Source organism: Streptomyces sp. NPDC051578, from assembly GCF_044454045.1.
Classification (GTDB): Bacteria; Actinomycetota; Actinomycetes; order Streptomycetales; family Streptomycetaceae; genus Streptomyces.
The window spans coordinates 1-26505 of sequence record NZ_JBITDH010000014.1 but is presented as its reverse complement, the minus strand read 5'-3'; the positions used below and the strand labels follow the sequence as shown (position 1 = coordinate 26505).

16 protein-coding genes, 1 tRNA gene and 1 rRNA gene are annotated in these 26505 nt (G+C 71.9%); 6 read left to right on the top strand and 12 right to left on the bottom strand.

Annotated features, from left to right (window positions below; all coding sequences use genetic code 11):
- Window positions 1-183: 183 nt before the first annotated feature.
- Window positions 184-1023 (bottom strand): AraC family transcriptional regulator, encoded by an 840-nt coding sequence (locus tag ACIA6C_RS31515; RefSeq protein WP_399281038.1) that lies wholly within the window; start codon window positions 1021-1023, stop codon window positions 184-186.
- A gap of 80 nt (window positions 1024-1103) precedes the next feature.
- On the opposite strand from ACIA6C_RS31515, the gene ACIA6C_RS31510 reads away from it, so the two are divergent.
- From ACIA6C_RS31510 to ACIA6C_RS31495, 4 genes are all read left to right on the top strand, one after another.
- Window positions 1104-5711 carry a DEAD/DEAH box helicase gene (locus ACIA6C_RS31510; protein ID WP_399281036.1) on the top strand — a complete coding sequence of 1536 codons (4608 nt, stop codon included), beginning with the start codon at window positions 1104-1106 and terminating at the stop codon, window positions 5709-5711.
- Between the two features lie 183 nt (window positions 5712-5894).
- Window positions 5895-6560 carry a hypothetical protein gene (locus ACIA6C_RS31505; protein ID WP_399281034.1) on the top strand — a complete coding sequence of 222 codons (666 nt, stop codon included), beginning with the start codon at window positions 5895-5897 and terminating at the stop codon, window positions 6558-6560.
- Between the two features lie 166 nt (window positions 6561-6726).
- The gene (locus tag ACIA6C_RS31500; protein WP_399281032.1) at window positions 6727-7530 is read left to right on the top strand and encodes an Fpg/Nei family DNA glycosylase; all 804 of its coding nucleotides are present in this window, start codon (window positions 6727-6729) and stop codon (window positions 7528-7530) included.
- Between the two features lie 36 nt (window positions 7531-7566).
- Window positions 7567-8331 carry an SDR family NAD(P)-dependent oxidoreductase gene (locus ACIA6C_RS31495; protein ID WP_399281030.1) on the top strand — a complete coding sequence of 255 codons (765 nt, stop codon included), beginning with the start codon at window positions 7567-7569 and terminating at the stop codon, window positions 8329-8331.
- Here ACIA6C_RS31495 and ACIA6C_RS31490 read toward each other — a convergent pair.
- The 9 genes from ACIA6C_RS31490 to ACIA6C_RS31450 all read right to left on the bottom strand — a co-directional run bounded on the left by ACIA6C_RS31490 (window position 8279) and on the right by ACIA6C_RS31450 (window position 22672).
- Window positions 8279-8575 carry a hypothetical protein gene (locus ACIA6C_RS31490; RefSeq protein ID WP_361131180.1) on the bottom strand — a complete coding sequence of 99 codons (297 nt, stop codon included), beginning with the start codon at window positions 8573-8575 and terminating at the stop codon, window positions 8279-8281. The two genes, ACIA6C_RS31495 and ACIA6C_RS31490, sit on opposite strands and share 53 nt — an antisense overlap.
- 200 nt (window positions 8576-8775) lie before the next feature.
- On the bottom strand, window positions 8776-9156 hold the full coding sequence (locus tag ACIA6C_RS31485) for a helix-turn-helix transcriptional regulator (RefSeq protein WP_329198842.1): 381 nt from the start codon (window positions 9154-9156) through the stop codon (window positions 8776-8778).
- 109 nt (window positions 9157-9265) lie between these two features.
- On the bottom strand, window positions 9266-9775 hold the full coding sequence (locus ACIA6C_RS31480) for a CinA family protein (protein ID WP_399281125.1): 510 nt from the start codon (window positions 9773-9775) through the stop codon (window positions 9266-9268).
- Between the two features lie 65 nt (window positions 9776-9840).
- Complete coding sequence (pgsA, locus tag ACIA6C_RS31475) at window positions 9841-10497, bottom strand: CDP-diacylglycerol--glycerol-3-phosphate 3-phosphatidyltransferase (protein WP_399281027.1); 657 nt, start codon at window positions 10495-10497, stop codon at window positions 9841-9843.
- Window positions 10494-11981, bottom strand: coding sequence for a 30S ribosomal protein S12 methylthiotransferase RimO (gene rimO, locus ACIA6C_RS31470; protein ID WP_399281025.1), 1488 nt, complete (start codon window positions 11979-11981; stop codon window positions 10494-10496). Before rimO ends, pgsA begins: the two co-directional genes overlap by 4 nt.
- A 113-nt stretch (window positions 11982-12094) precedes the next feature.
- Window positions 12095-12985 carry a RodZ domain-containing protein gene (locus tag ACIA6C_RS31465; RefSeq protein ID WP_366082053.1) on the bottom strand — a complete coding sequence of 297 codons (891 nt, stop codon included), beginning with the start codon at window positions 12983-12985 and terminating at the stop codon, window positions 12095-12097.
- 243 nt (window positions 12986-13228) lie between these two features.
- Window positions 13229-16018, bottom strand: a complete 2790-nt coding sequence (locus tag ACIA6C_RS31460; protein WP_399281023.1) for a DNA translocase FtsK — start codon at window positions 16016-16018, stop codon at window positions 13229-13231.
- Window positions 16019-16176: 158 nt separating this feature from the next.
- On the bottom strand, window positions 16177-16860 hold the full coding sequence (locus ACIA6C_RS31455) for a two-component system response regulator (RefSeq protein WP_190186265.1): 684 nt from the start codon (window positions 16858-16860) through the stop codon (window positions 16177-16179).
- Window positions 16861-17134: 274 nt separating this feature from the next.
- On the bottom strand, window positions 17135-22672 hold the full coding sequence (locus tag ACIA6C_RS31450) for a HAMP domain-containing protein (protein WP_399281021.1): 5538 nt from the start codon (window positions 22670-22672) through the stop codon (window positions 17135-17137).
- 168 nt (window positions 22673-22840) lie between these two features.
- On the opposite strand from ACIA6C_RS31450, the gene ACIA6C_RS31445 reads away from it, so the two are divergent.
- Window positions 22841-25426: a SpoIIE family protein phosphatase gene (locus tag ACIA6C_RS31445; RefSeq protein ID WP_399281019.1), complete on the top strand. Its 2586-nt coding sequence runs from the start codon at window positions 22841-22843 to the stop codon at window positions 25424-25426.
- Between the two features lie 170 nt (window positions 25427-25596).
- Window positions 25597-26241, top strand: a complete 645-nt coding sequence (locus ACIA6C_RS31440) for a dihydrofolate reductase family protein (RefSeq protein ID WP_399281017.1) — start codon at window positions 25597-25599, stop codon at window positions 26239-26241.
- A 90-nt stretch (window positions 26242-26331) separates the two neighbouring features.
- Here ACIA6C_RS31440 and ACIA6C_RS31435 read toward each other — a convergent pair.
- Window positions 26332-26407, bottom strand: a tRNA-Thr gene (locus tag ACIA6C_RS31435).
- Window positions 26408-26412: 5 nt separating this feature from the next.
- Window positions 26413-26505 (bottom strand): 5S ribosomal RNA (gene rrf, locus ACIA6C_RS31430); the annotation flags it as partial.

Here is a 26505-nt window from a genome sequence, read left to right as displayed (position 1 = left end):
GCTATGCGGGGCGCCGGGAGGCGGTCTTGTACGTTCTTGCGCGCGCCGGGGCCGGTGCGCCTGCGCTCGGCCCAGCCGGCTCACCTGCGCTGAGCCGGCGCGCGGTGCGCTGAGCCGGTTTGCAGTGCGCTCGGCCCGGTGTGCGGGGCGCTCAGCCGCCCTGCCGTGCCCCGCGCCCCGCGCTCAGCCCGTGTGCCTGCGCTCCCGCCGGTACGCGCCCGGCGGGACCCCGACGATCCGCGTGAAGTGCCGGTTCAGGTGCGGCTGGTCGGTGAAGCCGACGGCGACGGCGGCCTCCGCCGGTGCGGTGCCCGCGTCCAGCAACCGCCGGGCGCGCCGCACCCGGGCGTCGGTCAGCCAGGTGTGCGGCGGCATCCCGTACCGCTCCCGGAAGGCCCGCAGCAGGGCGAACGGGCTCGTCCCGAGCTCCGCCGCGAGCTGCTCCAGCGACGGCGGCCGCGCGATCCGTTCCTCCAGTGCGGCCCTGGCCCGCTCCGCGTCCGCGCCGCCCGCGCGGCCCACCGTACGGGCCGGCAGCGGACCGGCGTGCCGGGTCAGCATCCGCGCCACCACACCTCGCAGCAGCGTGTCGGCGGCCAGCGCGTTCCCGGCCTCGGCGGCCCGGTGCACCTCGGAGATCACCCGCGAGGCCTGCGCGTCGGGAACCATGTCGGCGGTGAAGCCGGGGGTCCCGCGCAGCGTGCCGATCTCGGCGGCGACCTCGGTGATCAGCGAGCGGGACGGGTAGAGGGTGGCGTACGCCCAGCCCTCGGGCACCCCGGCGCGCGCGGTGTGCGCCACCTCGGGGTTGATCAGGACCACGCTGCCCGGCCCGGCGCGCAGGGTTCCGGCGGGCAGCCCGATCTCCTCGACGCCGCCGGTGACGGCCGCGATGACGTAGCCGTCGTGGGCGTGGCGCGGGAAGGTGTGGCGCACGTAGTGGGCGCGCAGCAGGTCGAGGCCGGGCAGTTCCGGGTACTGCCAGTGCCGCGCCCACTCCCGGCGGCCGTCGTCCGTCCCCATCCCCCCATTCTGCGCCCCCGCCCTTCGGCGCGTTTACGCAGGTCCGGCCGGTTGTCAGTGGCCGGGTGCACGATGGGGGCATGTCCGGTAGCGCGCTCGACTCGTTCTCCCCCGCGACCCGCTCGTGGTTCTCGGGGGCCTTCGTCATGCCGACCTCCGCCCAGGAGGGGGCCTGGCGGGCGATCGGCGAGGGCTCCGACGTCCTGGTCGTGGCGCCCACCGGCTCCGGCAAGACCCTGGCCGCCTTCCTCGCGGCCCTCGACCAGCTGGCGTCGACGCCCCCGCCGGCCGAGCCGAAGAAGCGCTGCCGGGTGCTGTACGTGTCGCCGCTCAAGGCCCTGGCCGTCGATGTGGAGCGCAACCTGCGCAGTCCGCTGACCGGCATCCGTCAGGAGTCGGTCCGCCTGGGCCTGCCCGAGCCGGAGATCCGCGTCGGCATCCGCTCCGGTGACACCCCGCCCGCCGAGCGCCGGGCGCTGGTGACGCGGCCGCCGGACATCCTGATCACCACGCCGGAGTCGCTGTTCCTGATGCTGACCTCGGCGGCGCGCGACGCCCTCGCCGGGGTGGAGACGGTGATCCTGGACGAGGTGCATGCCGTCGCGGGCACCAAGCGCGGCGCGCACCTGGCGCTGTCGCTGGAGCGGCTGGACGAGCTGCTGCCCCGCCCTGCGCGCCGGATCGGCCTGTCCGCGACGGTCCGGCCGGTGGAGGAGGTGGCCCGGTACCTCGCGCCGCGCGGCAAGGTGGAGATCGTCCAGCCGCCGTCGGCGAAGGAGTTCGACCTGTCGGTGGTCGTCCCGGTCGAGGACATGGGCGAGTTGGGCGGTTCTCCCGCGACGGAGGGGCAGGAGGGCGGGGACAAGCCCTCCATCTGGCCGCATGTGGAGGAGCGGATCGCCGATCTGGTGCAGGCCCACCGGTCGACGATCGTGTTCGCCAACTCCCGGCGTCTGGCGGAGCGTCTGTGCAACCGGCTCAACGAGATCGCGTACGAGCGGGCGATGGGCGAGAAGCTGCCCGAGGGTTCGCCGCCGGCCGAGATCATGGCGCAGTCGGGCGCCGCGCAGGGGGCGCCGCCGCTGCTGGCCCGCGCGCACCACGGCTCGGTGTCCAAGGAGCAGCGGGCGCTGGTCGAGGAGGACCTGAAAGCCGGCCGGCTGCCCGCCGTGGTGGCGACGTCCAGCCTTGAGCTGGGGATCGATATGGGCGCGGTGGACCTGGTGGTGCAGGTGGAGTCGCCGCCGTCGGTGGCGTCGGGGCTCCAGCGCGTCGGCCGGGCGGGCCACCAGGTCGGCGCGGTCTCCACCGGCGTCGTGTTCCCCAAGTACAGGGGGGACCTGGTGCAGGCGGCGGTGGTGACGGAGCGGATGCGGACGGGCTCGATCGAGTCCCTGCGCATCCCCTCCAACCCGCTGGACGTCCTGGCCCAGCAGCTGGTCGCGATGACCGCGATGGACACCTGGCAGCTGGACGACCTGCTGGCCCTGGTGCGGCGTGCCGCGCCCTTCGCGGCGCTGCCGGAGTCGGCGTTCACCTCCGTGCTGGACATGCTGGCGGGCCGCTACCCGTCGGACGCGTTCGCCGAGCTCAGACCGCGCGTCGTGTGGGACCGGGTGGCGGGCACCATCACCGGCAGGCCGGGCGCGCAGCGCCTCGCGGTGACCTCGGGCGGCACGATCCCGGACCGGGGCCTCTTCGGCGTCTTCCTCGCGGGAGCCGACCCCAAGAAGGGCGGCGGCCGGGTCGGCGAGCTGGACGAGGAGATGGTGTACGAGTCCCGGATCGGGGACGTGTTCACCCTCGGCACGAGTTCCTGGCGCATCGAGGACATCACGCGCGACCGCGTCCTGGTCTCGCCGGCGCCCGGGGTGCCGGGCCGACTGCCGTTCTGGAAGGGCGACCAGCTGGGCCGGCCCCTCGAACTGGGCCGGGCGGTCGGTGCGTTCCTGCGCGAGCTCGGAGGACTCACCGACGAGGACGCCCGGCTGCGGCTGCTGGCGGCCGGGCTCGACGCCTGGGCCGCGGAGAACGTCCTCGCGTACCTCGCCGAGCAGCGCGAGGCGTGCGGACACGTGCCGGACGACCGGACGATCGTGGTCGAGCGGTTCCGCGACGAGCTCGGCGACTGGCGGGTCGTGGTCCACTCCCCCTTCGGCGCGCAGGTGCACGCCCCGTGGGCGCTGGCCCTCGGTGCCCGCCTGGCCGAGCGGTACGGGATGGACGCGCAGGTGATGCACGCGGACGACGGCATCGTGCTGCGCCTGCCCGACGCGGACCTCCTGTCCATGGACCTGCTCGACCACGATCCGCTGCCTCAGAACGTGGCGGCGCCCGCGCAGTCCTTCGAGTTCGATGACGAGCAGGCACCGCTGGGTGCGGCGGACGTCGCCTTCGACCACGGCGACGTCCAGCAGATCGTCACCGATCAGGTGGGCGGCTCGGCCCTGTTCGCCTCCCGGTTCCGCGAGTGCGCGGCGCGCGCCCTGCTGTTGCCGCGCCGCAATCCCGGCAAGCGCACTCCGCTGTGGCAGCAGCGGCAGCGCGCCTCCCAACTGCTCCAGGTGGCATCCGAGTTCGGCTCCTTCCCGATCGTGCTGGAAGCCGTGCGCGAATGCCTCCAGGACGTCTTCGACGTGCCGGGCCTGACCGAGCTGATGGGGGACATCGAGGCGCGCCGGGTCAGGCTGGTGGAGGTGACCACGCCCGAGCCGTCGCCGTTCGCCCGGTCGCTGCTGTTCGGTTACGTCGCCCAGTTCCTGTACGAGGGGGACTCGCCGCTGGCCGAGCGCCGGGCGGCCGCGCTCTCGCTGGACTCCCGGCTGCTGGCGGAGCTCCTCGGCCAGGCGGAACTGCGGGAGCTGCTGGACGCCGGGGTGCTGGAGGAGCTGGAGCGCGAACTCCAGTGGCTGACCGAGGACCGCCGGGCCAAGGACGCCGAGTCGGTGGCCGACCTGCTGCGCCTGCTCGGCCCGCTGACCGAGGAGGAGCTGTCCGAGCGCGGCGCGCAGCCCTCGTGGGCCGGTGAACTGGCCGCCGCGCGGCGGGCCATCCGGGTCCGGATCGGCGGCGCCGACCACTGGGCGGCGATCGAGGACGCGGGGCGGCTGCGGGACGCGCTGGGCACGGCACTGCCCGTCGGGGTCCCGGAGGCGTTCACGGAACCGGTCAAGGACCCGCTCGGCGACCTCCTGGCCCGGTACGCCCGCACCCACGGGCCGTTCACCACCACCGCCGTGGCCGCCCGCTTCGGGCTGGGCTCGGCGGTCACCGAAGGCGCCCTGCACCGGCTGGCGGCGGCCGGCCGGGTGGTCCAGGGAGAGTTCCACCCGGCGGGCATCGGGCAGGAGTGGTGCGACGCGGCAGTGCTGCGCAGGCTGCGCCGCCGTTCCCTCGCGGCCCTGCGCCAGGAGCTGGAGCCGGTGCCGCCGGCCTCGCTGGCCACCTTCCTGCCCCAGTGGCAGCACCTGGGCGGCGCCCTGCGCGGGATCGACGGCCTGGCCAGGGCGATCGAGCAGTTGCAGGGGGCTCCCGTGCCGGCCTCCGCCCTGGAACGCCTGATCCTGCCGTCGCGGGTCTCGGGCTACTCCCCCGCCCTGCTGGACGAGCTGACCACCACGGGAGAGGTGGTCTGGGCCGGGGCCGGCGCCCTCCCCGGCAAGGACGGCTGGCTCTCGCTCTACCTCGCGGAGGCGGCGCCCCTGCTGCTGCCGCCGCCGCACCCGCTGGAGACGACCCCGCTGCACCAAGCGATCCTCGACGCCCTCTCGGGCGGCTACGGCCTGTTCTTCCGGCAGCTGGTGGAGTCGGTCCGGGCGAAGTGGCCGGAGGCCTCCGACCTCCAGCTGTCCGAGGCGCTCTGGGACCTGGCCTGGTCGGGGCGGCTGACCAACGACACCCTGGCCCCGCTGCGCTCCCTGCTGGGGTCGGGCCGCACGGCCGGCGCCACCGCGCACCGGGCGCGGCGCACCATCCCGCGCGGCCGCTACGGCACCCTCAGCGCGACGGTGTCCCGCACCGGCCCGCCCACGGTCACCGGCCGCTGGTCGCTGCTGCCCACCCAGGCCCCGGACCCGACGCACCGGGCGCACGCCCTGGCCCGGACCCTGCTGGACCGGCACGGCGTGGTGACCAGGGGCGCGGTGGCGGCGGAAGGGGTGGAGGGCGGGTTCAGTGCCGTCTACCGCGTCCTGTCCGCCTTCGAGGACAGCGGGCAGGCCCGCCGGGGGTACGTGGTCGAGGGGCTGGGCGCGGCCCAGTTCGCGATGGACGGCGCGGTGGACCGCTTGAGGGCGGCGGAGCGGACGCCGCCCCCGCTGGCCGCGGTGGTGCTGGCCGCCGCCGACCCGGCGAACGCGTACGGCGCGGCCCTGCCCTGGCCGGAGCCCCCGGCCGGCTCCACGCACAAGCCGGGCCGCAAGGCGGGCTCCCTGGTGGTCCTGGTCGACGGGGAACTCGTCCTGTACCTGGAGCGCGGCGGCAAGACCCTGCTGGCCTGGCCCCCGCCGGAGGACCCCCGCCTGGAGGCGGCCGTCTCGTCCCTGGCCGCGGGCTGCCGCGCGGGCACGGTCCCACCCCTGACGGTCGAACGCGTCAACGCCGCCGCCGCCCTGACCTCTCCCCTGGGCCGCTCCCTGGAGGCCGCCGGCTTCCACGCCACCCCCCGCGGCCTGCGCCTGCGGCCCTGACGGCCCCGGTTCCGTCCCGGCCATCCCGCTTATGTTGCGCTTATGTCCTGAGCACGTCACGGATGCCGACAAGAACGGAGCAGGTGGTTCCCCCCACCCTAAGATCGCCTCCGGGCATCGGGATTGACGATGCGCAGTCAAACGTACAGTCCATGGGGGACACCAGAAGTGAGCACCGCAACCATGCACAGGACCGCACTCGCCACCTTCGGCCTGGCGGTCACCGCCACCCTGACGCTGAGCGGCTGCAAGAGCGGCAACGAAGAGGCGCCCCCGGCGGCGCCCAGCTCGCCCGCGGCCTCAGCCGCCCAGCCCGGCGCCGCCGGCAGCCCCGCCGCCACCGCGAGCCCGTCGGCGGCCGGCAGCGAGGCACCCGCGGGCGCCGCGGGCACGGCCAAGCCCGGCCAGAGCTTCAAGATCGGCCAGACGGCGACGGTCCCGTTCACCTACGGCAGCACCAAGGGCACGATCGCCCTCACCGTCACCTCCATCGAGGAGGGCCGGCCCGCGGACCTTGACCCGCTCAAGCTCGGCGACAAGGTGAAGGGGATGGTGCCGTACTACATCCACTACACCGTCAAGAACGTCGGCACCACCGACCTCGCGTACTCCTCGGTCGGCCACATCAAGGGCCTGCTCCCGGACGGCGGCGAGACGAATGGCGTGTCGGTCATCGGCACGTTCGAGAAGTGCAAGGACGACGCGCTGCCCAAGGGCTTCACCAACGGCCAGTCGCAGACCAGCTGCGCGATCGCCATGGCCCCCTCGGCCCAGGTGAAGATCACCGGAGCCGAGTACTGGGGCGAGCCGTACAGCACGGTGGGCAACAAGGCCCTCACCTGGAAGTGACCCGCCGCCCCGCCCTTCCGGCCCCCGCGTAGGACACCCTGGCCGCGGGGGCGCCGGCTCTGCCGCCGGGGCCCGGCCCGCTCGGGCCGGCCGGGCCCCGGCGGGCTCGGGCCGGCCGGCCCGGCGGGCTCGACCGGAACCGGCCCCAGCGGGCGACAATGGGGCCATGCCCGAAGGAGACAGCGTCTGGCGCGCCGCGGCCCGGTTGCACGCGGCCCTGGCCGGGCGCGAGATCACCCGCAGCGACCTGCGCGTCCCCCGCCTGGCCACCGTGGACCTCACCGGCCGCACCACCTTGAACGTGACTCCGCGCGGCAAGCACCTGCTCACCCGCATCGACGGCGACGGCGGTCTCACCCTCCACAGCCACCTGCGCATGGACGGCGCCTGGCACGTCTTCCCCGCAGGCCGGAAATGGCACGGAGGCCCCGACTACGAGATCCGCGCCGTCCTCGGCACCGCCACCGACACCGCCGTCGGCTACCGCCTCCCCGTCCTGGAGCTCCTGCGCACCGCCGACGAGGACAAGGTGGTGGGCCACCTCGGCCCCGACCTCCTCGGCCCCGACTGGGACGCCGCCAAAGCCGCGGCGAACCTGCTCGCCGCCCCCGAGCGCCCCCTCGGCGAAGCCCTGCTCGACCAGCGCAACCTCGCGGGCATCGGAAACGTGTACATGTGCGAGCTGTGCTTCCTCGCCCAGGTCACCCCCTGGACCCCGGTCGGCGCACTGCCGGACCCCGAGGTCACCGCCGTGCGCCTGGCCGGCGCCGCGAAGCGCCTCCTCGCGGCCAACCTCGGCACCGGCGAGACCCGCAACACCACCGGCAGCCGCCGCCGGGGCCAGTCCCTCTTCGTCTACGGGCGCGCCCCGCGCGCCTGCCTGCGCTGCGGCACCCCGGTGCGCCGCGTCGTGAAGGACGACCGCCCGACGTACTGGTGCCCGCGCTGCCAATCCGGCCCCACCCCATAGTTGACGGTCCGTCAGCTACGGTCGTACCGTCCGGACATGCCCACAGCCCCGTACGACCTCACCGGCCGCACCGCGCTCGTCACCGGCGCCGCGAGCGGAATCGGCCGCGCCACCGCCGTGCTCCTCGCCCGGGCCGGCGCGGCCGTGCACTGCGCCGACCGGGACGCGACCGGCCTGCGCGAGACCGCCCGCCAGGTGTCCGGAGCCGGCGGCAAGGCCACCGTCCACCCCCTCGACGTGACCGACCGCGCCGCACTGCGGGCCGCCGTCGCGGCCGCGGGACCGCTCGACATCACCGCCGCCATCGCCGGGATCATGCACTCCAGCAGCGTCCTGGACACCACCGACGAGGACCTCGACCGGGTCCTGGACGTCAATTTCAAGGGCGTCCTGCGGACCTGCCAGGAGGCCGTCCGCGCCATGATCGCCGCCGGACGTCCCGGTTCGGTGATCACCATGGCCTCCGGCGCCGTGGACGCCGCCCAGCCGGGCCTGCTCTGCTACAGCGCCGCCAAAGCGGCCGTCGTCCAGCTGACCAAGACCCTCGCCACCGAGACCGGCCCGCACGGCATCCGCGTCAACGCCGTCGCGCCGGGATGGATCCGCACCCCCATGACCGGCGGCCACAGCGCCGAGGAGCTGGAACGGACCGAGGCCGCGATGATCCGGATGTCACCGCTGCGCCGGGTCGGGGAGCCCGAGGACATCGCCCAGGCGGTGCTCTACCTCGCCTCCGACGCCTCGTCCTTCATGACGGGCCAGATCCTGCGCCCGAACGGGGGGGTATCGATGCCCTGGTGACCGGCGCCCTCGTGGCCGCCGCCCGTGGGCGCCTGCGCCCCGGACCGGGCACGCAGTGCACGGGCAGAAGCCCCAGCCCCCATCCGCCGACGGCCACCGCGCCCTCCACGGGCCCCGCGTCCGCGGGCTCCAGCGACAGCCGCAGCACGGCCCACCACCAGAGGACCCCGGCCGTCAGCACGACGGGTATGAGTAACCACCGCACGGCCGCCTCCCAGGAAGGCCGGAATCCGGACGGCCCCATCCTCCCGCACCCCCTTCGCCGCCGCACCCAGAACGACGAGGAGAGCACCGGCCCGGACGGAAGGAAGCCCTGGACCGGGACCGGCGGGAAGGTCCGCAGCAGCAAGGCGAGAGACCCCGCAACAGCAAGAAGCCCCGTCCGGTGCCTCACGCACCGGCCGGGGCTCCGGCCACACTCATACGCGCTTCACGCGCTCGCCTTCACGCGGCTACGACGTTCACCGCTTCCACGGGCGCCTTGATGGTCACCCGCTCCGTGGTACCCGCGACCGAGGCCACGGACACCGAATTGAGCATCGGGCGCACCGGTGCCGGCACCGGTTCGCTTGCCGTGGCCGACTGCGCAAGCTCCGCCAGCGACAGTTCGTCGCTGACTTCGCGCATCAGCTCGGACATCCGTACGTCCAACGCGTCGCAGATCGCGGAGAGCAGCTCGGAGGATGCCTCCTTCTGCCCCCGCTCCACCTCGGAGAGATAGCCGAGCGAAACTCGGGCGGACGAGGAGACTTCGCGCAGAGTACGGCCCTGGCGCTGGCGCTGCCGACGCAGCACGTCACCCAGCAGGCGACGGAGCAGAATCATCGGTGGCTCCCTCCTCTGACCGTGTAGCCGTAACCTTCACGCCCCACCGTACCGCCTCGCGCCGCGGCCGTGCGGGGAGCTATGTCGTGTTCACTCAGGGCTGCAAACATCAAATCCCCCCGTTCTGTTCCGTATCCTGCCCCCGCCGATTCTCGCGGAGTTCGCTCGAAAGGAGTTCGAGCACTGTCCGTGCGCTCTCCCTACGGATTTCCGTACGGGAGCCGTTCAACCGCAGCCGGGCCGTTTTCCTGCCCTCCGGACCTGCCACGGCGACGAAAACGGTGCCCACCGGCTGCCCGTCCTGGGGGTCCGGACCGGCCACCCCGGTCGTCGCGATTCCCCACGAAGCCCCCAGCGCCCGGCGCACCCCCGCCGCCATCTCCGCCGCGACCTGCGCGTTCACCGCACCTTCGGCCGCCAGCAGCTCCGCGTCCACTCCCAGGAGCCGGTGCTTGAGTTCGGTCGCGTACGCGGTCACCGAGCCGCGGAAGGATTTCGAGGCACCCGGCACCGCCGTCAGTTCCGCGGCGACCAGACCGCCGGTCAGCGACTCCGCCACGGCGAGCGTCTGGTCACTCTGCGCAAGCAGAGCGAGTACGTTACCGGCCAGCTGTGCGATCTCTTCCGGCGCGCTGACAGGTCCCGCGGCTCCATCCGCCTCCGGAAAACCGCCCGCCGCTCGCGTCACTGCCCGGCCCGCTCCGCGGCCAGTCCCCTGCGGCGCAGGACGACGGCCTGGCGGATGTAGTCCAAACCGGTGACCACGGTCAGCACGACGGCGACCGCCATCACCCAGAACCGCAGGGTCGCCAGCGGGCCGGTGAGGGCGAGCACGTACATGCCGACCGCCGTCCCCTGGGCGAGGGTCTTGAGCTTGCCGCCCCGGCTGGCCGGGATGACTCCGTACCGGATGACCCAGAAACGCAGGAGCGTGATCCCCAGTTCCCGCCCGAGGATCACCCCGGTCACCCACCAGGGGAGGTCGCCGAGCCACGAGAGACAGATGAGCGCCGAGCCCATGATCGCCTTGTCGGCGATGGGGTCGGCGATCTTCCCGAAGTCCGTGACCAGGTTGTACGTCCGGGCGAGGTGCCCGTCGAAGATGTCCGTGATCATGGCGACGGCGAACGCCGCCCACGCCAGCGCCCGCCAGACGGGGTCGTAGCCCCCGTCGGCGAGCAGCAGCAGGACGAATCCCGGCACGAGCACGAGCCGGATCATCGTCAGGATGTTGGCGATGTTCCACAGGCTGGCCTGATTGACGGCCGCGGTCCCGAGCCCCGCGCCGGGCGAGGGCCGGCGGCCGGTCCCGCCCGCCGCAGGTGCCGGGACTCCGGTCATCCGGCCGCCTCCTCAAGATCCAGGCCCAGGGGCTCGGCCACCAGGTCCACACCCAGCGTGCCGACGACCTTCGCCGTCACCATACGGCCGGGCACCAGACCGGTGCTGTCCGTGAAGACCACTTGCCCGTCCGTCTCGGGCGCCTGGTGCGCGGCGCGCCCGTAGGCGCCCTCGCCGTCCTCGTCGACCTCCTCCACGGTCTCGACGAGTACCTCCAGGGTCTCCCCGATCCGCTCTTCCGCACGCTGGGAGGTCAGCTCCTCCGCGAGCCGCTGCATGTGCGCGAGCCGCTCCGCGATGGTCTCCGCGTCCAGCTTGTTCTCGTAGCCGACGGCCTCGGTGCCGTCCTCGTCCGAGTAGCCGAAGACGCCGATGGCGTCGAGCCGGGCGTGGGTGAGGAAACGCTCCAGCTCGGCGAAGTCCGCTTCGCTCTCGCCGGGGAAGCCGACGATGAAGTTGGACCGGACGCCGGCCAGCGGCGCCTTGCCGCGGATGGTGTCGAGCAGTTCCAGGAACCGGTCGGTGTCACCGAAGCGGCGCATCGCGCGCAGCACGTCGGGGGCCGAGTGCTGGAACGACAGGTCGAAGTAGGGCACGACCTTCGGCGTCGAGGTGAGGACGTCGATCAGGCCGGGCCGCATCTCGGCGGGCTGGAGGTAGCTGACGCGGACGCGCTCGATGCCGTCCACCCCGGCCAGCTCGGGCAGCAGCGTCTCCAGCAGCCGGATGTCGCCGAGGTCCTTGCCGTACGAGGTGTTGTTCTCGGAGACCAGCATGATCTCCTTGACGCCCTGCTCGGCGAGCCAGCGCGTCTCGCCCAGCACGTCGCTGGGGCGGCGGGAGATGAACGAGCCGCGGAAGGACGGGATGGCGCAGAAGGAGCAGCGCCGGTCGCAGCCGGAGGCGAGCTTGACCGAGGCGACCGGGCTCTTGTCCAGGCGGCGGCGCAGGGGCGCGCGCGGACCGGAGGCGGGCGCGAGGCCTTCGGGCAGGTCCGCGGGGGCCTCGGCGGGCTCCTGGGCGTGTCCGGGCAGGGCCACCTCGGCGTCCTGGCGGGCGGCGGGGCTGATCGGCAGCAGCTTGCGCCGGTCGCGCGGGGTGTGGGAGGCGTGGATGCCGCCGTTCAGGATGGTCTGGAGGCGGTCGGAGATGTCGGCGTAGTCGTCGAAGCCGAGCACGCCGTCGGCCTCGGGGAGCGCTTCGGCGAGTTCCTTGCCGTAGCGCTCGGCCATACAGCCGACGGCGACGACGGCCTGGGTCTTGCCGTGATCCTTGAGATCGTTGGCTTCCAGGAGGGCGTCGACGGAGTCCTTTTTGGCGGCTTCGACGAAGCCGCAGGTGTTGACGACGGCTACGTCCGCATCGGCGGCGTCCTCGACGAGCTCCCAGCCATCCGCCGCCAAGCGGCCTGCGAGCTCCTCCGAGTCCACCTCGTTACGGGCGCAGCCAAGAGTGACAAGGGCGACGGTACGGCGTTCGGGCATGGACTCAAGACTACTTCGTCCCGGCGTCGGCCCCTGCCCCACGTCCCCATGACAAGATCCCCGGGAGGCCGACGGGGCCTCCCGGGGATCCGGAATTTCGCGGTCCGCGCTGGTCAGCCCGCCTGGGCCTGGCCCTGGCGCGGGTCGTCCTTGGTGTAGGTGAGCCGTTCGACCTGCCCCGGCTGGAACTGGTCCTTGATCTCCTTGCCGTTCACGAACAGCTTGACGACCCCGGCGTCGCCGAGTACGAGGTCGATGGACTCCTTGTCGGTGAACGTCTTGGACTCGCCGAGGGCGAGCGTCCCGTCGAACAGCGACCGGCCGCTGTGGTCCTTCGCGGAGATCCAGCTCTCCCCGTCGTTGGCCGTCAGGACGACCGTGACGAGGTCCTTGGGCGCGGCGGCGATGGCGCTGTCGGAGGGCGCCGGCTTCGGCGCCTTCGGCGGCTGCTGGGGCGCGGCCGGTTTGCCCGCCGGCTTGGGCGCGGACGAGGCGGAGGAACCTTCCGCCAGTGGCCGGCTCCCCTTGGTGTCGCCGCTTCCGCCGAAGGCCGTGAAGCCCACGAAGCCGATGACGGCGACGATCGCGGCCACCATGGCCGCCGTCCAGTTCGGCCGCTGCCGCTCGGGACGGATGCGTTCGGCTTCGAACAGCGGAGCGGGCGGAGTGGGTGCCGGCCGGCCGCCGTGGGCCGCGTCGTAGGCGTCGACCAGGGGTGCCGGATCGAGGTGGACGGCGCGGGCGAGCGTACGGATGTGACCGCGGGCGTAGACGTCGCCGCCGCACCGCGTGAAATCGTCTTCTTCGATCGCGTGCACGATCGGGATGCGCACGCGGGTGGTGGAACTGACCTCGTCGACGGTGAGCCCGGCGACGATCCGGGCCTTCTTGAGGGCCGTCCCGATGGACGGTCCTTCGACGGTGCGTTCGACGAGGCGGTCCTCGGACCGGTCGTCGGTCGAAGGCCGCTCTTCTTCGGGGGAGTTGGCGTTGCCGATGGACACGAGGGCGCCTTTCGAGCGTGTAGCCACCTGCTGGATTCCCAGTCTAGGGGGGTGACGAAAGGGTGGAGCAACCGGAGGGGTGGAGTCCCTAGGCCATCCGAATGGCTTTCGGGCCCCCGGCTGGTGCGGAGCCGGTTCGGCGGTCCCGCGCCGGGGCGCGGTGTCCGCCGCTTCCCTCAACTTGACGCCCGGCCCGGGGAAACGGTTGCCCGCAGAACCGTTACGACTGGTCCCTCGCGACCCTTACGGCTGATCCTGCCCGCGGATGACCGCCAGCACCCCGTCCAGCTCGTCCGGCTTCACCAGCACGTCGCGCGCCTTCGAACCCTCGCTCGGGCCGACGACGCCCCGCGATTCCATCAGGTCCATGAGCCGGCCGGCCTTCGCGAAGCCGACGCGCAGCTTGCGCTGGAGCATCGAGGTGGAGCCGAACTGGGTGGTGACGACCAGTTCCGCCGCCTGGCACAGCAGGTCCAGGTCGTCGCCGATCTCCTCGTCGATCTCCTTCTTCTGCTTCTGGCCGACGGTGACGTCGTCCCGGAAGACGGGCGCCATCTGGTCCTTGCAGTGCTGCACGATCCCGGCGATCTCCTCCTCCGTGACGAACGCGCCCTGGAGGCGCACCGGCTTGTTCGCGCCCATCGGGAGGAACAGCCCGTCACCCTTGCCGATCAGCTTCTCCGCGCCGGGCTGGTCGAGGATGACCCGGCTGTCGGCGAGCGAGGAGGTGGCGAACGCGAGCCGCGAGGGCACGTTCGCCTTGATGAGGCCGGTGACCACGTCCACCGAGGGCCGCTGGGTGGCGAGGACCAGGTGGATGCCGGCCGCGCGGGCCAGCTGGGTGATGCGCACGATCGAGTCCTCGACGTCGCGCGGCGCCACCATCATCAGGTCGGCGAGCTCGTCCACGATCACCAGCAGGTACGGGTACGGGCTCAGCTCCCGCTCGCTGCCCGGCGGCAGCGTGATCTTGCCGTCCCGGATCGCCTGGTTGAAGTCGTCGATGTGCCGGTAGCCGAAGGCCGCGAGGTCGTCGTAGCGCAGGTCCATCTCCCGCACGACCCACTGGAGGGCCTCGGCGGCCCGCTTCGGGTTGGTGATGATCGGGGTGATCAGGTGCGGGATGCCCTCGTAGGCCGTCAGCTCGACCCGCTTGGGGTCGACCAGGACCATCCGGACGTCCTCCGGGGTGGCCCGGACCATCACCGAGGTGATCAGGCAGTTGATGCAGGAGGACTTGCCGGAGCCGGTGGCGCCGGCGACCAGGACGTGCGGCATCTTCGCGAGGTTGGCCATCACGTAGCCGCCCTCGACGTCCTTGCCGAGCGCCACGAGCATGGGGTGGTCGTCCTCGGCGGCGTCCGCGAGGCGCAGGACGTCACCGAGGTTGACCATCTCGCGGTCGGTGTTGGGGATCTCGATGCCGACCGCCGACTTGCCCGGGATGGGGCTGATGATCCGCACGTCCGGCGAGGCGACGGCGTACGCGATGTTCTTGGCGAGGGCGGTGATCCGCTCGACCTTCACGGCCGCGCCGAGCGTCACCTCGTAGCGGGTGACCGTCGGGCCGCGGGTGAATCCGGTGACCTGCGCGTCGACCTTGAACTCGGTGAACACGTTGGTCAGCGAGGCCACGACCGCGTCGTTGGCGGCGCTGCGGGTCTTGCCGGGGCCGCCGCGCTCCAGCAGGTCCAGCGAGGGCAGCGCGTAGGTGATGTCCCCGCGCAGCTGGAGCTGCTCGGCCCGCGGCGGCAGGGGTTCGCTGCGCGGCGGGGTCTTGGTGAGGTCCGGCACGGACAGGGTGCCGGAGGCCGCGGCGGTGCTGTCGTGCGGTCCGGTGGCGTCCGCCCCGGCGGCCTCGCCGGCGGGCCCGGCCGCGGCCGGGCGCTCCTCGCGCGCGGGAGGCACCGGGGTGGTGACCTCCACCGCCCCGGGCTCGCGCTGGGGGGTGATCCCCTGCGTGAGGTCGGCGACCACCGGGGAGGGCGGCAGCCCGCCGTAGACCACGCCGTCCAGCGCGGCGGCGGCCGCCGCGGCGACGTCGACGGCGTCCATCTCCCGGTCCATGGCGGGGCGGGTCGCGCTCGGTCGCGGCTTGCGCCGCCGGGCGAGCGCCTCCTCCTCGGCGGCGCCGGCCGGGTCGGCGGCCGCGGCCCGGGCCTGCCACCGCGCCGGGTCGTGCCGGTCCGGCCGGCCTACGGGGACTGCGCCCGCGGGCTGCCCGTAGCCCTCGTCGTACTCGTTCGGCTGGATCAGCCCGAGCCGGATCCCGAGCCGCCGCAGCCGCTGCGGGATCGCGTTGACGGGGGTGGCGGTGACCACCAGCAGCCCGAAGACGGTCAGGAGGACCAGCATCGGTACGGCCAGCGGCGCACCCATGGTGAAGATCAGCGGCTTCGAGGCGGACCAGCCGATGAGCCCGCCCGCGTCCTGCATCGCGGTGGTGCCCTCGCCGCGTCCCGGCGCCCCGCAGGCGATGTGTACGAGCCCCAGCACGCCGATGACCAGGGCGGACAGGCCGATGCCGATCCGGCCGTTGGCGTCGGTCTGCTCGGGGTGACGGATGAAGCGCACCGCCATCACGCCGAGCAGTATCGGCACGAGCAGGTCGAGGCGCCCGAACGCACCGGTGACCAGCATGGTGACCAGGTCCCCGACGGGCCCGCTCAGGTTCGACCAGGTACCGGCGGCGACGATCAGCGCCAGGGCGAGCAGCAGCAGCGCGACGCCGTCCTTGCGGTGGGCGGGGTCGAGGTTCTTGGCGCCCCGGCCGACGCTGCGGAAGACGGAACCGACCGCGTGCGCGATGCCGAGCCACACGAAGCGCACCAGCCGCACCACGCCCCCGGTCGGGGACGGCGCGGGCTTGGGGGCGGCCTTCTTGACGGGCGCGCGCCTGGCCGTCGCGGCCTTCTTGACCGGAGGCTTGCGAGCGGGAGCCGCCTTCTTCGCCGGAGCGGTCGTACGCCCGGAGCGGCTCTTCGCGGCGGCCGCCGCGCTCTGGGAACCCTTGCCGGACGTACTTGAGGCCATGCGCCCGAGGTTACCGGTGCGCACGCCGGTGGACACGCGTGCCCACCCCTTCACCCGTTCGTGTCGCCCGACGGCGGTGACGGTCCGCCAGAACTGACGTACCGCCAGCGGGCCCGCGGCGGGCGCCCGTAGGGCGGGGCGCGGCGGTGGCGGAGTGCTCAGCCCTGGAGGGGCAGCACGGCCGCCCCGCCGCCGGCTCCCGGTTCCAGCGCGTCCAGCGCCCGGCGCAGGCCGGTGAGCTTGCGCTCCAGGTGGGCCGCGGTCGCCACGACCGACGCGTCGGCCGCTTCCTCGCCGAGCTGCTTGGTCAGCGCCTCCGCCTGCTCCTCCACCGCCGCGAGCCGCGCGGACAGCTCGGCCAGCAGCCCGGGTGTCTCCTTGCCCGCGTCCACACCGCCCGAACCGCCGCCCTCCAGCTGGAGCCGCAGCAGCGACGCCTGCTCGCGCAGCTGGCAGTTCTTCGTGTAGAGCTCGACGAAGACCGAGACCTTGGCGCGCAGCACCCAGGGGTCGAACGGTTTCGAGATGTAGTCCACCGCGCCCGCCGCGTAACCGCGGAAGGTGTGGTGCGGACCGTGGTTGATCGCGGTGAGGAAGATGATCGGGATGTCCCGGGTCCGTTCCCGCCGCTTGATGTGTGCGGCCGTCTCGAAACCGTCCATGCCCGGCATCTGGACATCCAGCAGGATGACCGCGAAATCGTCCGTCAGCAGCGCCTTGAGCGCTTCCTCTCCCGACGACGCCCTGACCAGTGTCTGATCGAGCGCGGAGAGGATGGCCTCCAGCGCCAGCAGATTCTCCGGCCTGTCGTCGACCAGGAGGATCTTGGCCTTCTGCACCATGCCCTGTCCTCCTCGCCCCGGCATGGGGCCTCCCCGGCTCCTGGCACCGGCCTGTTCGCCGGGCCCCGCCCCAGAGGGCGGCATCCTTGCGCCGTCCGTCCTTGTGCCGGTCATCGTAGCCCCAGTCCCGAGATCGCCACACCCTGTCACCAGGATGTCACTGTGCACGAAGCAGAAACGGTGTGGGAGAGCAGAAGGTTCCCCCTATGCCGCCCTTCCACACCGGTTCCGCCACACTGAGTCAGCAATTGGTATCAGAAGACTCCCTCAGTGATCATTTCCCGCGCATCCACTGTTCCATCACGGACAGCAGGTAATCGGGTTCCACCGGCTTGGTGACGTAATCGGAAGCACCGGAGTCGATCGCCTTCTCCCGGTCCCCCTGCATCGCCTTCGCCGTCAGCGCGATGATCGGCAGCCCCGCGAACTGCGGCATCCGCCGGATCGCCGAAGTCGTCGCGTACCCGTCCATCTCCGGCATCATGATGTCCATCAGTACGACCGTCACATCGTCGTGCTGCTCCAGGACTTCGATGCCCTCCCGCCCGTTCTCCGCGTACAGCACGGCCAGTCCGTGCTGCTCCAGCACGCTGGTCAGCGCGAAGACGTTGCGCACGTCGTCGTCCACGATGAGCACCTTCTCGCCGTGGAAGTCGTACGTCCGCGGCACCGGCGCGAGCTGCTCCAGCTCACCGCCCCAACCGCTGCCGTCGCCCTGCGCGTCGGACTGTCCCGGTACCGCCGTGCGCGGCTCCAGGTCGCTCAGCGACTTGCGCCGCCGCCGGAACAGCGCGGCCGGGCCGCCCTGCCCTTGCGCGGCCCGGTCCCCCTCGGCCGCAGGCAGCGCCGGACGCCGCTCCCCCGGCTCGACCGCCGGTGCGGGTACGGCGGCCGCCGGGGCCGCCGTCGCCTCGGGGCCCGCCTCCTCGGCCGGCCTGCGGTACTCGCCCCGCGCCCCGCCGGGCGTCGGCGGGGCGTACCCCTGGGGCGGCAACTCGCTCGGGTGCAGCGGCAGGTACAGCGTGAAGGTCGAGCCGCGGCCGGGCTCGCTCGCCGCGTGGATCTCGCCGCCGAGCAGCCGGGCGATCTCCCGGCTGATGGACAGGCCCAGTCCCGTACCGCCGTACTTCCTGCTCGTGGTCCCGTCCGCCTGCTTGAACGCCTCGAAGATCACCAGCATCTTGCTCGCCGCGATCCCGATCCCGGTGTCCGTCACCGAGAACGCGATCAGATCCGCGTCCGCGTCCCGCAGCGAACCCGCCTCCAGCAGCTGCTCCCGGATCGCGGAGGGCACGTCCGCCCCGGCCGGGCGGATCACCAGCTCCACGGCGCCGCCGTCGGTGAACTTCACCGCGTTCGACAGCAGGTTGCGCAGCACCTGCAACAGCCGCTGCTCATCGGTGTGCAGGGTCGCGGGCAGCTCCGGCGAGACCCGGACCGAGAAGTCCAGTCCCTTCTCCGCGGTCAGCGGACGGAAGGTGGCCTCCACGTAGTCCACCAGCTGCACCAGCGCGATCCGCGTCGGCGAGACGTCCATCTTGCCCGCCTCGACCTTCGACAGGTCCAGGATGTCGTTGATCAGCTGCAACAGGTCCGAACCCGCCCCGTGGATGGTCTCGGCGAACTCCACCTGCTTGGGCGAAAGGTTCCCGTCCGCGTTGTCCGCCAGCAGCTTCGCCAGGATCAGCAGCGAGTTGAGCGGCGTACGCAGCTCGTGCGACATGTTCGCCAGGAACTCGGACTTGTACCGCATCGACACCGCGAGCTGCTCGGCGCGCTCCTCCAGGACCTGCCGGGCCTCCTCGATCTCCGTGTTCTTGACCTCGATGTCCCGGTTCTGACGGGCCAGCAGCTCCGCCTTCTCCTCCAGCTCCGCGTTGGCGGCCTGGAGCGCCTTCTGCCGGTTCTCCAGCTCGTCGGAGCGCTCGCGCAGCTGCTCGGTCATCTCCTGCGACTGCTTGAGCAGCACCTCCGTCTTGGAGTTGACGCTGATGGTGTTGACGCTCGTACCGATCATCTCGGCGATCTGGCTGAGGAAGTCCTTCTGGATCTGCGTGAAGGGGGTGAAGGACGCCAGCTCGATGACGCCGAGCAGCTTGCCCTCGAAGAGCACCGGCAGCACGATCACGTGCGCCGGCGGAGCCTCGCCGAGTCCGGAGGAGATCTTGAGGTAGCCCGGCGGGGTGTTCTCCACCAGGATCGTGCGCTTCTCCTCGGCGACCGTCCCGATCAGCCCCTCGCCGGGCCGGAAGGAGATCGGCATCTGTCCGCCCGCGTACGCGTAACTGCCGCGCATCCGCAGCTCGTACGAGCCGTCCCCGCCGCCGTCCGTCCCGATCTCGGTGCTTCCCCCGGTCGGCAGCGCCAGGAAGAAGGCGCCGTGCTGCGCGGAGACCACCGGGGTCAGCTCGCTCATGATCAGCGAGGCGACGTCGTCCAGTTCGCGCCGGCCCTGCATGAGGGCGGAGATGCGCGCCAGGTTGCCCTTGAGCCAGTCCTGCTCCTTGTTCGCCAAGGTGGTGTCGCGCAGGTTGGCGATCATCGTGTTGATGTTGTCCTGGAGGACCTGGATCTCGCCGGACGCGTCCACGTCGATCTTGAGGTTCAGGTCGCCGCGGGTCACCGCGGTGGCCACCGCCGCGATCGCGCGCACCTGCCGGGTCAGGTTCCCGGCCATCTCGTTCACGGACTCGGTCAGGTCCCGCCAGGTGCCGTCGACGTCACGGACACGGGCCTGGCCGCCCAGGATGCCTTCCGTGCCCACCTCGCGGGCGACGCGGGTCACCTGGTCGGCGAACGACGACAGCTGGTCGACCATCGTGTTGATGGTGGTCTTGAGCTCCAGGATCTCGCCGCGCGCGTCGATGTCGATCTTCTTGGTCATGTCGCCCTTGGCGATGGCGGTCGTGACCATGGCGATCTGCCGCACCTGACCGGTGAGGTTGGAGGCCATGAAGTTCACCGAGTCGGTGAGGTCCTTCCAGGTCCCGGAAACGCCCGGCACGTGCGCCTGACCGCCGAGACGGCCCTCCGTACCCACCTCGCGGGCCACGCGCGTGACCTCGTCCGCGAAGGACGAGAGGGTCTTCACCATCGTGTTGACGGTGTCCGCGAGCTGCGCGACCTCGCCGCGCGCCTCGACGGTGACCTTCTTCGTCAGGTCTCCGTTGGCCACCGCCGCGGAGACCTGCGCGATCCCCCGCACCTGGGCCGTCAGGTTCCCCGCCATGGTGTTGACGTTGTCGCTCAGGTCCTTCCAGATGCCGGTGACCCCGCGCACCCGCGCCTGACCGCCGAGGATGCCCTCGGTGCCCACCTCGCGCGCGACCCTCGTCACCTGCTCCGCGAACGAGGACAGCTGGTCCACCATCGTGTTGACCGTGGTGACCAGCTCCAGGATCTCGCCCTTGGCGTCGACCGTGATCTTCTTGGAGAGGTCGCCCATGGCGACGGCGGTCGTCACCTCGGCGATGTTGCGGACCTGCGAGGTCAGGTTGTTCGCCATGAAATTGACGGACTGCGTGAGGTCCTTCCAGGTGCCGGAGACGCCCTTGACCTCCGCCTGACCGCCCAGGATCCCCTCCGTGCCCACCTCGCGGGCCACCCGGGTCACCTGCTCCGCGAAGTTCGACAGCTGGTCGACCATCGTGTTCAGGGTGTTCTTGAGCTCCAGGATCTCGCCCCGGGCGTCCACGTCGATCTTCTGCGACAGGTCACCGCGCGCCACCGCCGTCGCGACCTGCGCGATGTTGCGGACCTGCGAGGTCAGGTTCCCGGCCATGCCGTTCACGGAATCCGTCAGGTCACGCCACACGCCGGCCACCCCGGGCACCTGCGCCTGACCCCCGAGGCGCCCCTCGGTACCCACGTCACGGGCGACGCGGGTCACCTGCTCGGCGAAGGCGGAGAGCTGGTCCACCATCGTGTTGATGGTGTTCTTGAGCTCCAGGATCTCGCCCCGGGCGTCCACGTCGATCTTCTGCGACAGGTCACCGCGCGCCACCGCCGTCGTCACCTGGGCGATCTGGCGGACCTGGGAGGTCAGGTTCCCGGCCATGAAATTGACGGAGTCGGTGAGCTCCTTCCAGGTGCCGGACACCCCCTCCACCCGGGCCTGGCCGCCCAGGCGGCCCTCCGTACCCACGTCCCGCGCCATCCGCGTGACCTGGTCCGCGAAGGAGGACAGCTGGTCCACCATCGTGTTCACGGTGTTCTTGAGCTGGAGCATCTCGCCCGAGACGTCGACCGTGACCTTCTGCGACAGGTCGCCGTTGGCCACCGCCGTCGTCACCTGCGCGATGTTGCGCACCTGGCCGGTGAGGTTGCGGAAGGCGGTGTTCACCGAATCGGTGAGGTCCTTCCACGTGCCGGCCGCCCCGGGCACCTGGGCCTGACCGCCCAGCTCGCCCTCCACGCCGACCTCACGGGCCACGCGGGTCACCTCGGCGCCGAAGGACTGGAGCTGGTCCACCATCGTGTTGACGGTGTTCTTGAGCTCCAGCATCTCGCCGGCCACGTCGACCGTGACCTTCTGCGACAGGTCGCCGTTGGCCACCGCCGTCGTCACCTGCGCGATGTCGCGCACCTGCGTCGTCAGGTTCCGGAAGACCGTGTTCACCGAATCGGTGAGGTCCTTCCAGGTACCGGCAGCCCCCGGCACCTGGGCCTGACCGCCCAGCAGACCCTTCGCGCCGACCTCACTGGCCACCCGGGTGACCTCGTCCGCGAAGGTCCGCAGGGTCTCCGTCATCTGGTTGATCGTCTCGGCCAGCTGCGCGACCTCGCCGCGCGCGCTCACCCGTACCTTCTGCGACAGGTCACCATTGGCGACAGCCGTCGTGACCTGCGCGATCCCCCGCACCTGCGCCGTCAGGTTCCCGGCCATCGTGTTGACGGAATCGGTCAGGTCCTTCCACACGCCCGCGACCCCGGGCACCTTCGCCTGGCCGCCCAGCTCACCCTCCGTACCCACCTCGCGGGCGACCCTGGTCACCTCGGAGGAGAAGGAGGACAGCTGGTCCACCATCGTGTTCACGGTGTTCTTGAGCTGGAGCATCTCGCCGGCCACGTGCACCGTGACCTTGCGCGAGAGGTCGCCCTTGGCGACCGCGGTCGTCACGAGGGCGATGTCACGCACCTGGGCGGTGAGCCGGTACGCCATCGTGTTGACGGAGTCGGTCAGGTCCTTCCAGGAACCGGACATGCCCCGCACCTGCGCCTGGCCGCCGAGCTTGCCCTCGGTACCCACCTCCAGCGCGACCCGCGTGACCTCGTCGGTGAACGCCGACAGCTGGTCGACCAGGTTGTTGACCGTCCGCCCGACCTTGAGGAACTCCCCGCGCAGCGGATGCCCGGCCCCGTCGGCGGTCTGCGTCCGCAGGTCCATCCGCTGGTCCAGGTCACCCTCGGCGACCGCCGACAGCACCCGGCCCACCTCGGACACCGGCCGGGCCAGATCGTCCACGAGCTGGTTCGAGGCATCGATCGCGGCCGCCCAGGACCCCTCGCAAGCGCCTGTTTCCAGCCGTTCGCTCAGCTTGCCCTCGCGGCCCACCATCCGCCGCACCCGCGACAGCTCCCCCGTCAGGTGGAGATTGCGGTCGGCGACCTCGTTGTAGACGGCGGCGACCTCCGCCATCACGCCCTCGCCGGACACCGTCAGCCGCTTGCGGAAATTACCGTCCCGCATCGACACCAGGGCCGTGAGCAGACGGTTCAGGGCGGCGGTGTCGACCTCCGTCGTACCGTTCCGCCGGGACCGCCCGCCCTTCGCGCGCGTCCCCGTACGCCGCACCGCTGCGCCAGACTCCACCGTGTCCCTCCCGAAAGGGTCGACCACTGTTCCACCGAAACCCGACGAGTCAAACGCCCGGCTAGACCATCCTGCCCAGTGTTTCACCCTGGCCGAACCCGGCCATAACACTTCGGCACCATTGCACACCGCCCGCCCTCCCCGGGTGGAATCCCCCACGACGGCGCCATGCGGCCCGCGAAGGTAAGTAACCTGGCACCCGATGTCCCACCGCGTCGAAGGAGACTTGTGATCACGGCACGGGCGGCTGCCAGTTTCGATCCCCTAGGACGCTCGGTCGCAGCGGCCCGCGCGTTCGTGCGCGACACCCTGCAGGGCTGGGGCTTCGCCGACATCGTCGACGACGCCGTCGTACTGACCAGTGAGCTCGTCACCAACGCCGTGGTGCACGCCGGAACCCGCGCCGAGGTCCTGTGCCTGCGCACCGAGGGCGGCGTACGCGTCGAGATCGCCGACCGGTACCCGGAGCGCGAGCTCCCGCTCCAGCACCCCGGCGAACGCCCCTACGCCGACCCCGACCGGGAGAACGGCCGCGGACTCATGCTCTGCGCCGCCCTCGCCACGCGCTGGGGAGTCGAGTACACCGCCACCCGCAAACACGTGTGGTTCCGCCTCGACCTCCCGGACCGTCCGGTCGGTACCCGCTCGGCCGGGCCCGTGGTCCCCGACCAGCTGCTCCCCCTCGCCGACAGCCGCGTCCGGGTCGCCGTCATCCAGATCGACGCCTCCGACTCCGTCTCCGCCTGGAACGAGGACGCCGAACACATCTTCGGCCACTCCGCGGAGAAGGTCCTCGGCCGCCCGCTCGCCGAACTGGCCGCCTGGCCGCAGACGCCGGGAACCGGCACCGGCATCGCCGAAGCCCTCCGCCTGTCCCGATGGGAGGGCAGCTACGGCATCCGCGGCGCCGACGGCCGCGTCATCCCCGTGTACGCCTCGCACCTGCGGGTACGCGACGCCCACGGCGAGCCGTCCATCGTCTGCCTCCTGGTCCACGACGACGAACGCGCCCTCCTCCAGACCCCCGCACGGATCCCCTCCGACGCCGGCCAGCTCACCGAAGCCCGCCCCGCGGACCCCTTCGAGGTGTTCATCGGCTCCCCCGCCCCCGACGACCTGGACGGACTGCTCCAACGCACCGTCGAGCGGGCCCGCGACATGCTCGACGCCGACGCCGCCTTCCTGCTGCTCGCCACCGACGACGAGACCGAACTCGAAGTCCGCGCCACCACCGGCCTGCCCTCCACCCGCCAGCGCTTTGCCCGCGTCCCCGTCGAAGCGGGCACCAACCGGTACGGCTCGGCCCGCATGCCCGCCGTCCACGACGACCTCATCGCCGTCCCCGGAGCCGTCCCGCTCCTGGAATCCACCGGAATGCGCTCGGTGGTCACCGTCCCCCTCAAGGTCGAAGGCCGCCTCACCGGCTCCCTCGGCGTCTCCGCCGAGAACCCGGGCCGCTACTCCAACGAGGACGCCCTGCGCCTGCAGTTCGCCGCCGACCGGATCGCGCTCGCCGTCGAGTCCGCCCGCCTCGGTGAGCTGGAACGCCTGCGCCGCGGCTCCCTCTCCTTCCTCGTGGAAGCCTCCGACCTGCTCGCCGGCACCCTCGACCGGGACCAGACCCTGGCCCTGATGGCGCAGATGACCGTCCCGACCCTGGCCACCTGGTGCGCCGTCTACACGATCGCCGACCAGACCTCCGACCCGTACCTCTCCTACGTACTGCACGAGGACGAGGAACGCATCGACGGACTCAAAGCCCTGCTCTCCCGGGTCAGCCCGCCCGAACCGCTCCGCGAGGCCGGCGCCCGCCCCTGGCCGGAAGCCGCCGCCGCCGTCGGCGGCGAGACCGTCGTCCTCCCCCTGCTGGCACGCAACCGCGTCATCGGCATGCTCACGCTCGGCAAGCCGTCGGAGGAGCACTTCCGCCAGGAGATCCTGGAACTCGCGGACGACCTCTCCCGCCGGGCCGCCCTGGCCCTGGACAACGCACGCCTCTACTCCGAGCGCACCGCCATCAGCCGCTCCCTCCAGCGCAGCCTCCTGCCGCCCGGCTCCCCCGCCATCCCCGGCATCGAGGTCGAGGTCATCTACCGCGCGGCGGGCGAGGGCAACGAGGTGGGCGGCGACTTCTACGACGTCTTCCCCATCCGCCCCGGCGTCTACGGCTTCGCCATCGGCGACGTGTGCGGTACGGGACCCGAGGCGGCCGCCGTCACCGGCCTCGCCCGGCACGCCCTGCGCCTGCTGGCCCGCGAAGGCCTCGGCGGCCCGGCGGTGCTGGAACGCCTCAACGCCGCGATCCTCGACGAGGGCGCGCGCAGCCGCTTCCTCACCCTCCTGTACGGCGAGCTCCACCCCCAGCCGGACGGCGGCGCCCTCATGAAGGTTGTCTGCGCCGGCCACCCGCTCCCCCTGCGCCTGCGCCCGGACGGCGAGGTCATCCCCGCCGCCGAACCCCAGCCGCTGCTCGGGGTGATGGACGACCTCGACCTCTACGAGCAGACCCTCACCCTCGACCCGGGTGACGTCCTGCTGTGCGTCACGGACGGCGTGACCGAACGCCGCGAGGGCACGCGCATGCTCGGCGACGACGGCCTCGCGGAAGTCCTCACCACCTGTACGGGCCTCACCGCCGGCGCCGTGGCGGCCCGCATCCTGCGCGCGGTGGAACGCTTCGCGGCCGAACCCGCGTCGGACGACATGGCCATCCTCGCCTTCCGCGTCCCCGAACAGCGCCACGGCGACCAGTAGGGGTAACGGCTCGACCCTTCCGCCGCGGCCACACCTCCACCAGGGCTACTTCCCGGGCACGTTTTGGAAAAGAGTCGCGTGACGCTGTCGATCCGGCTATGTCCCGTTCGACCTCTTGATGTGCGGCGCCCCGCCACACGATGACGCGACACGACCTGATGGGGAAACACGTGGACCAACTGCTGAGAGTCATGAACTTCAACGTCTCGAGTGACGGAATCGGCGCCGGTGAGCACCAAAGTCTCGACCGGCCGTTCGGCCTGGACCGTCCCGAGAGGCTGTTCGCATGGGCCGGAGCCACCGCGAGCTGGCCCATGCGCACGGATTCCGGAGGCAGCCGCGGCCTCGACGACTACTTCACCCGGGACTTCGCACGCAACATCGGTGCCGAGATCATGGGCCGCAACAAGTTCGGGCCCCAGCGCGGGCCCTGGCAGGACCACGAGTGGTGCGGCTGGTGGGGGGAGGAGCCCCCGTTCCACACACCGGTGTTCGTCATGACCCACCACACGCGTCCCTCGTTCACGCTCTCCGACACCACGTTCCACTTCGTCGACGGGGACCCGGCGACGGTCCTCGAACAGGCGCGGGAAGCGGCAGAGGGCAAGGACGTCCGACTCGGCGGCGGGGTCACCACCATCCGGCAGTTCCTCGACGCCGACCTCGTCGACACCCTGCACGTGGCGGTCTCCCCGGTGAAGCTCGGGTCCGGACTACGGCTCTGGGAGTCCCCCGACGAGCTGCTGGACCGGTTCCACCTGGAGGTCGTTCCCAGCCCGAGCTGCGTCACGCACCACCTGTTCTGGCGAAAGTGACACGAGCACCCACTCGGACTCCGGCCGCTGAGGCCTGCCGGCTGCGATGAAAACAAAAAAGGCCCCCGCCATGAGGCGGGGGCCTTTCTTTGGAGCCCTTTAACGGAATCGAACCGTTGACCTTCTCCTTACCATGGAGACGCTCTACCGACTGAGCTAAAAGGGCGGGTTGTTCGGCGGCGTCCTACTCTCCCACAGGGTCCCCCCTGCAGTACCATCGGCGCTGAAAGGCTTAGCTTCCGGGTTCGGAATGTAACCGGGCGT

What these genes read in the sequence shown, in the direction of transcription:
- ACIA6C_RS31515 (WP_399281038.1), bottom strand. Translation starts at nt 1,023, where the DNA reads ATGGGGACGGACGACGGCCGCCGGGAGTGGGCGCGGCACTGGCAGTAC.
- ACIA6C_RS31510 (WP_399281036.1), top strand. Translation starts at nt 1,104, where the DNA reads ATGTCCGGTAGCGCGCTCGACTCGTTCTCCCCCGCGACCCGCTCGTGG.
- ACIA6C_RS31505 (WP_399281034.1), top strand. Translation starts at nt 5,895, where the DNA reads ATGCACAGGACCGCACTCGCCACCTTCGGCCTGGCGGTCACCGCCACC.
- ACIA6C_RS31500 (WP_399281032.1), top strand. Translation starts at nt 6,727, where the DNA reads ATGCCCGAAGGAGACAGCGTCTGGCGCGCCGCGGCCCGGTTGCACGCG.
- ACIA6C_RS31495 (WP_399281030.1), top strand. Translation starts at nt 7,567, where the DNA reads ATGCCCACAGCCCCGTACGACCTCACCGGCCGCACCGCGCTCGTCACC.
- ACIA6C_RS31490 (WP_361131180.1), bottom strand. Translation starts at nt 8,575, where the DNA reads ATGGGGCCGTCCGGATTCCGGCCTTCCTGGGAGGCGGCCGTGCGGTGG.
- ACIA6C_RS31485 (WP_329198842.1), bottom strand. Translation starts at nt 9,156, where the DNA reads ATGATTCTGCTCCGTCGCCTGCTGGGTGACGTGCTGCGTCGGCAGCGC.
- pgsA (WP_399281027.1), bottom strand. Translation starts at nt 10,497, where the DNA reads ATGACCGGAGTCCCGGCACCTGCGGCGGGCGGGACCGGCCGCCGGCCC.
- rimO (WP_399281025.1), bottom strand. Translation starts at nt 11,981, where the DNA reads ATGCCCGAACGCCGTACCGTCGCCCTTGTCACTCTTGGCTGCGCCCGT.
- ACIA6C_RS31460 (WP_399281023.1), bottom strand. Translation starts at nt 16,018, where the DNA reads ATGGCCTCAAGTACGTCCGGCAAGGGTTCCCAGAGCGCGGCGGCCGCC.
- ACIA6C_RS31455 (WP_190186265.1), bottom strand. Translation starts at nt 16,860, where the DNA reads ATGGTGCAGAAGGCCAAGATCCTCCTGGTCGACGACAGGCCGGAGAAT.
- ACIA6C_RS31445 (WP_399281019.1), top strand. Translation starts at nt 22,841, where the DNA reads ATGCGGCCCGCGAAGGTAAGTAACCTGGCACCCGATGTCCCACCGCGT.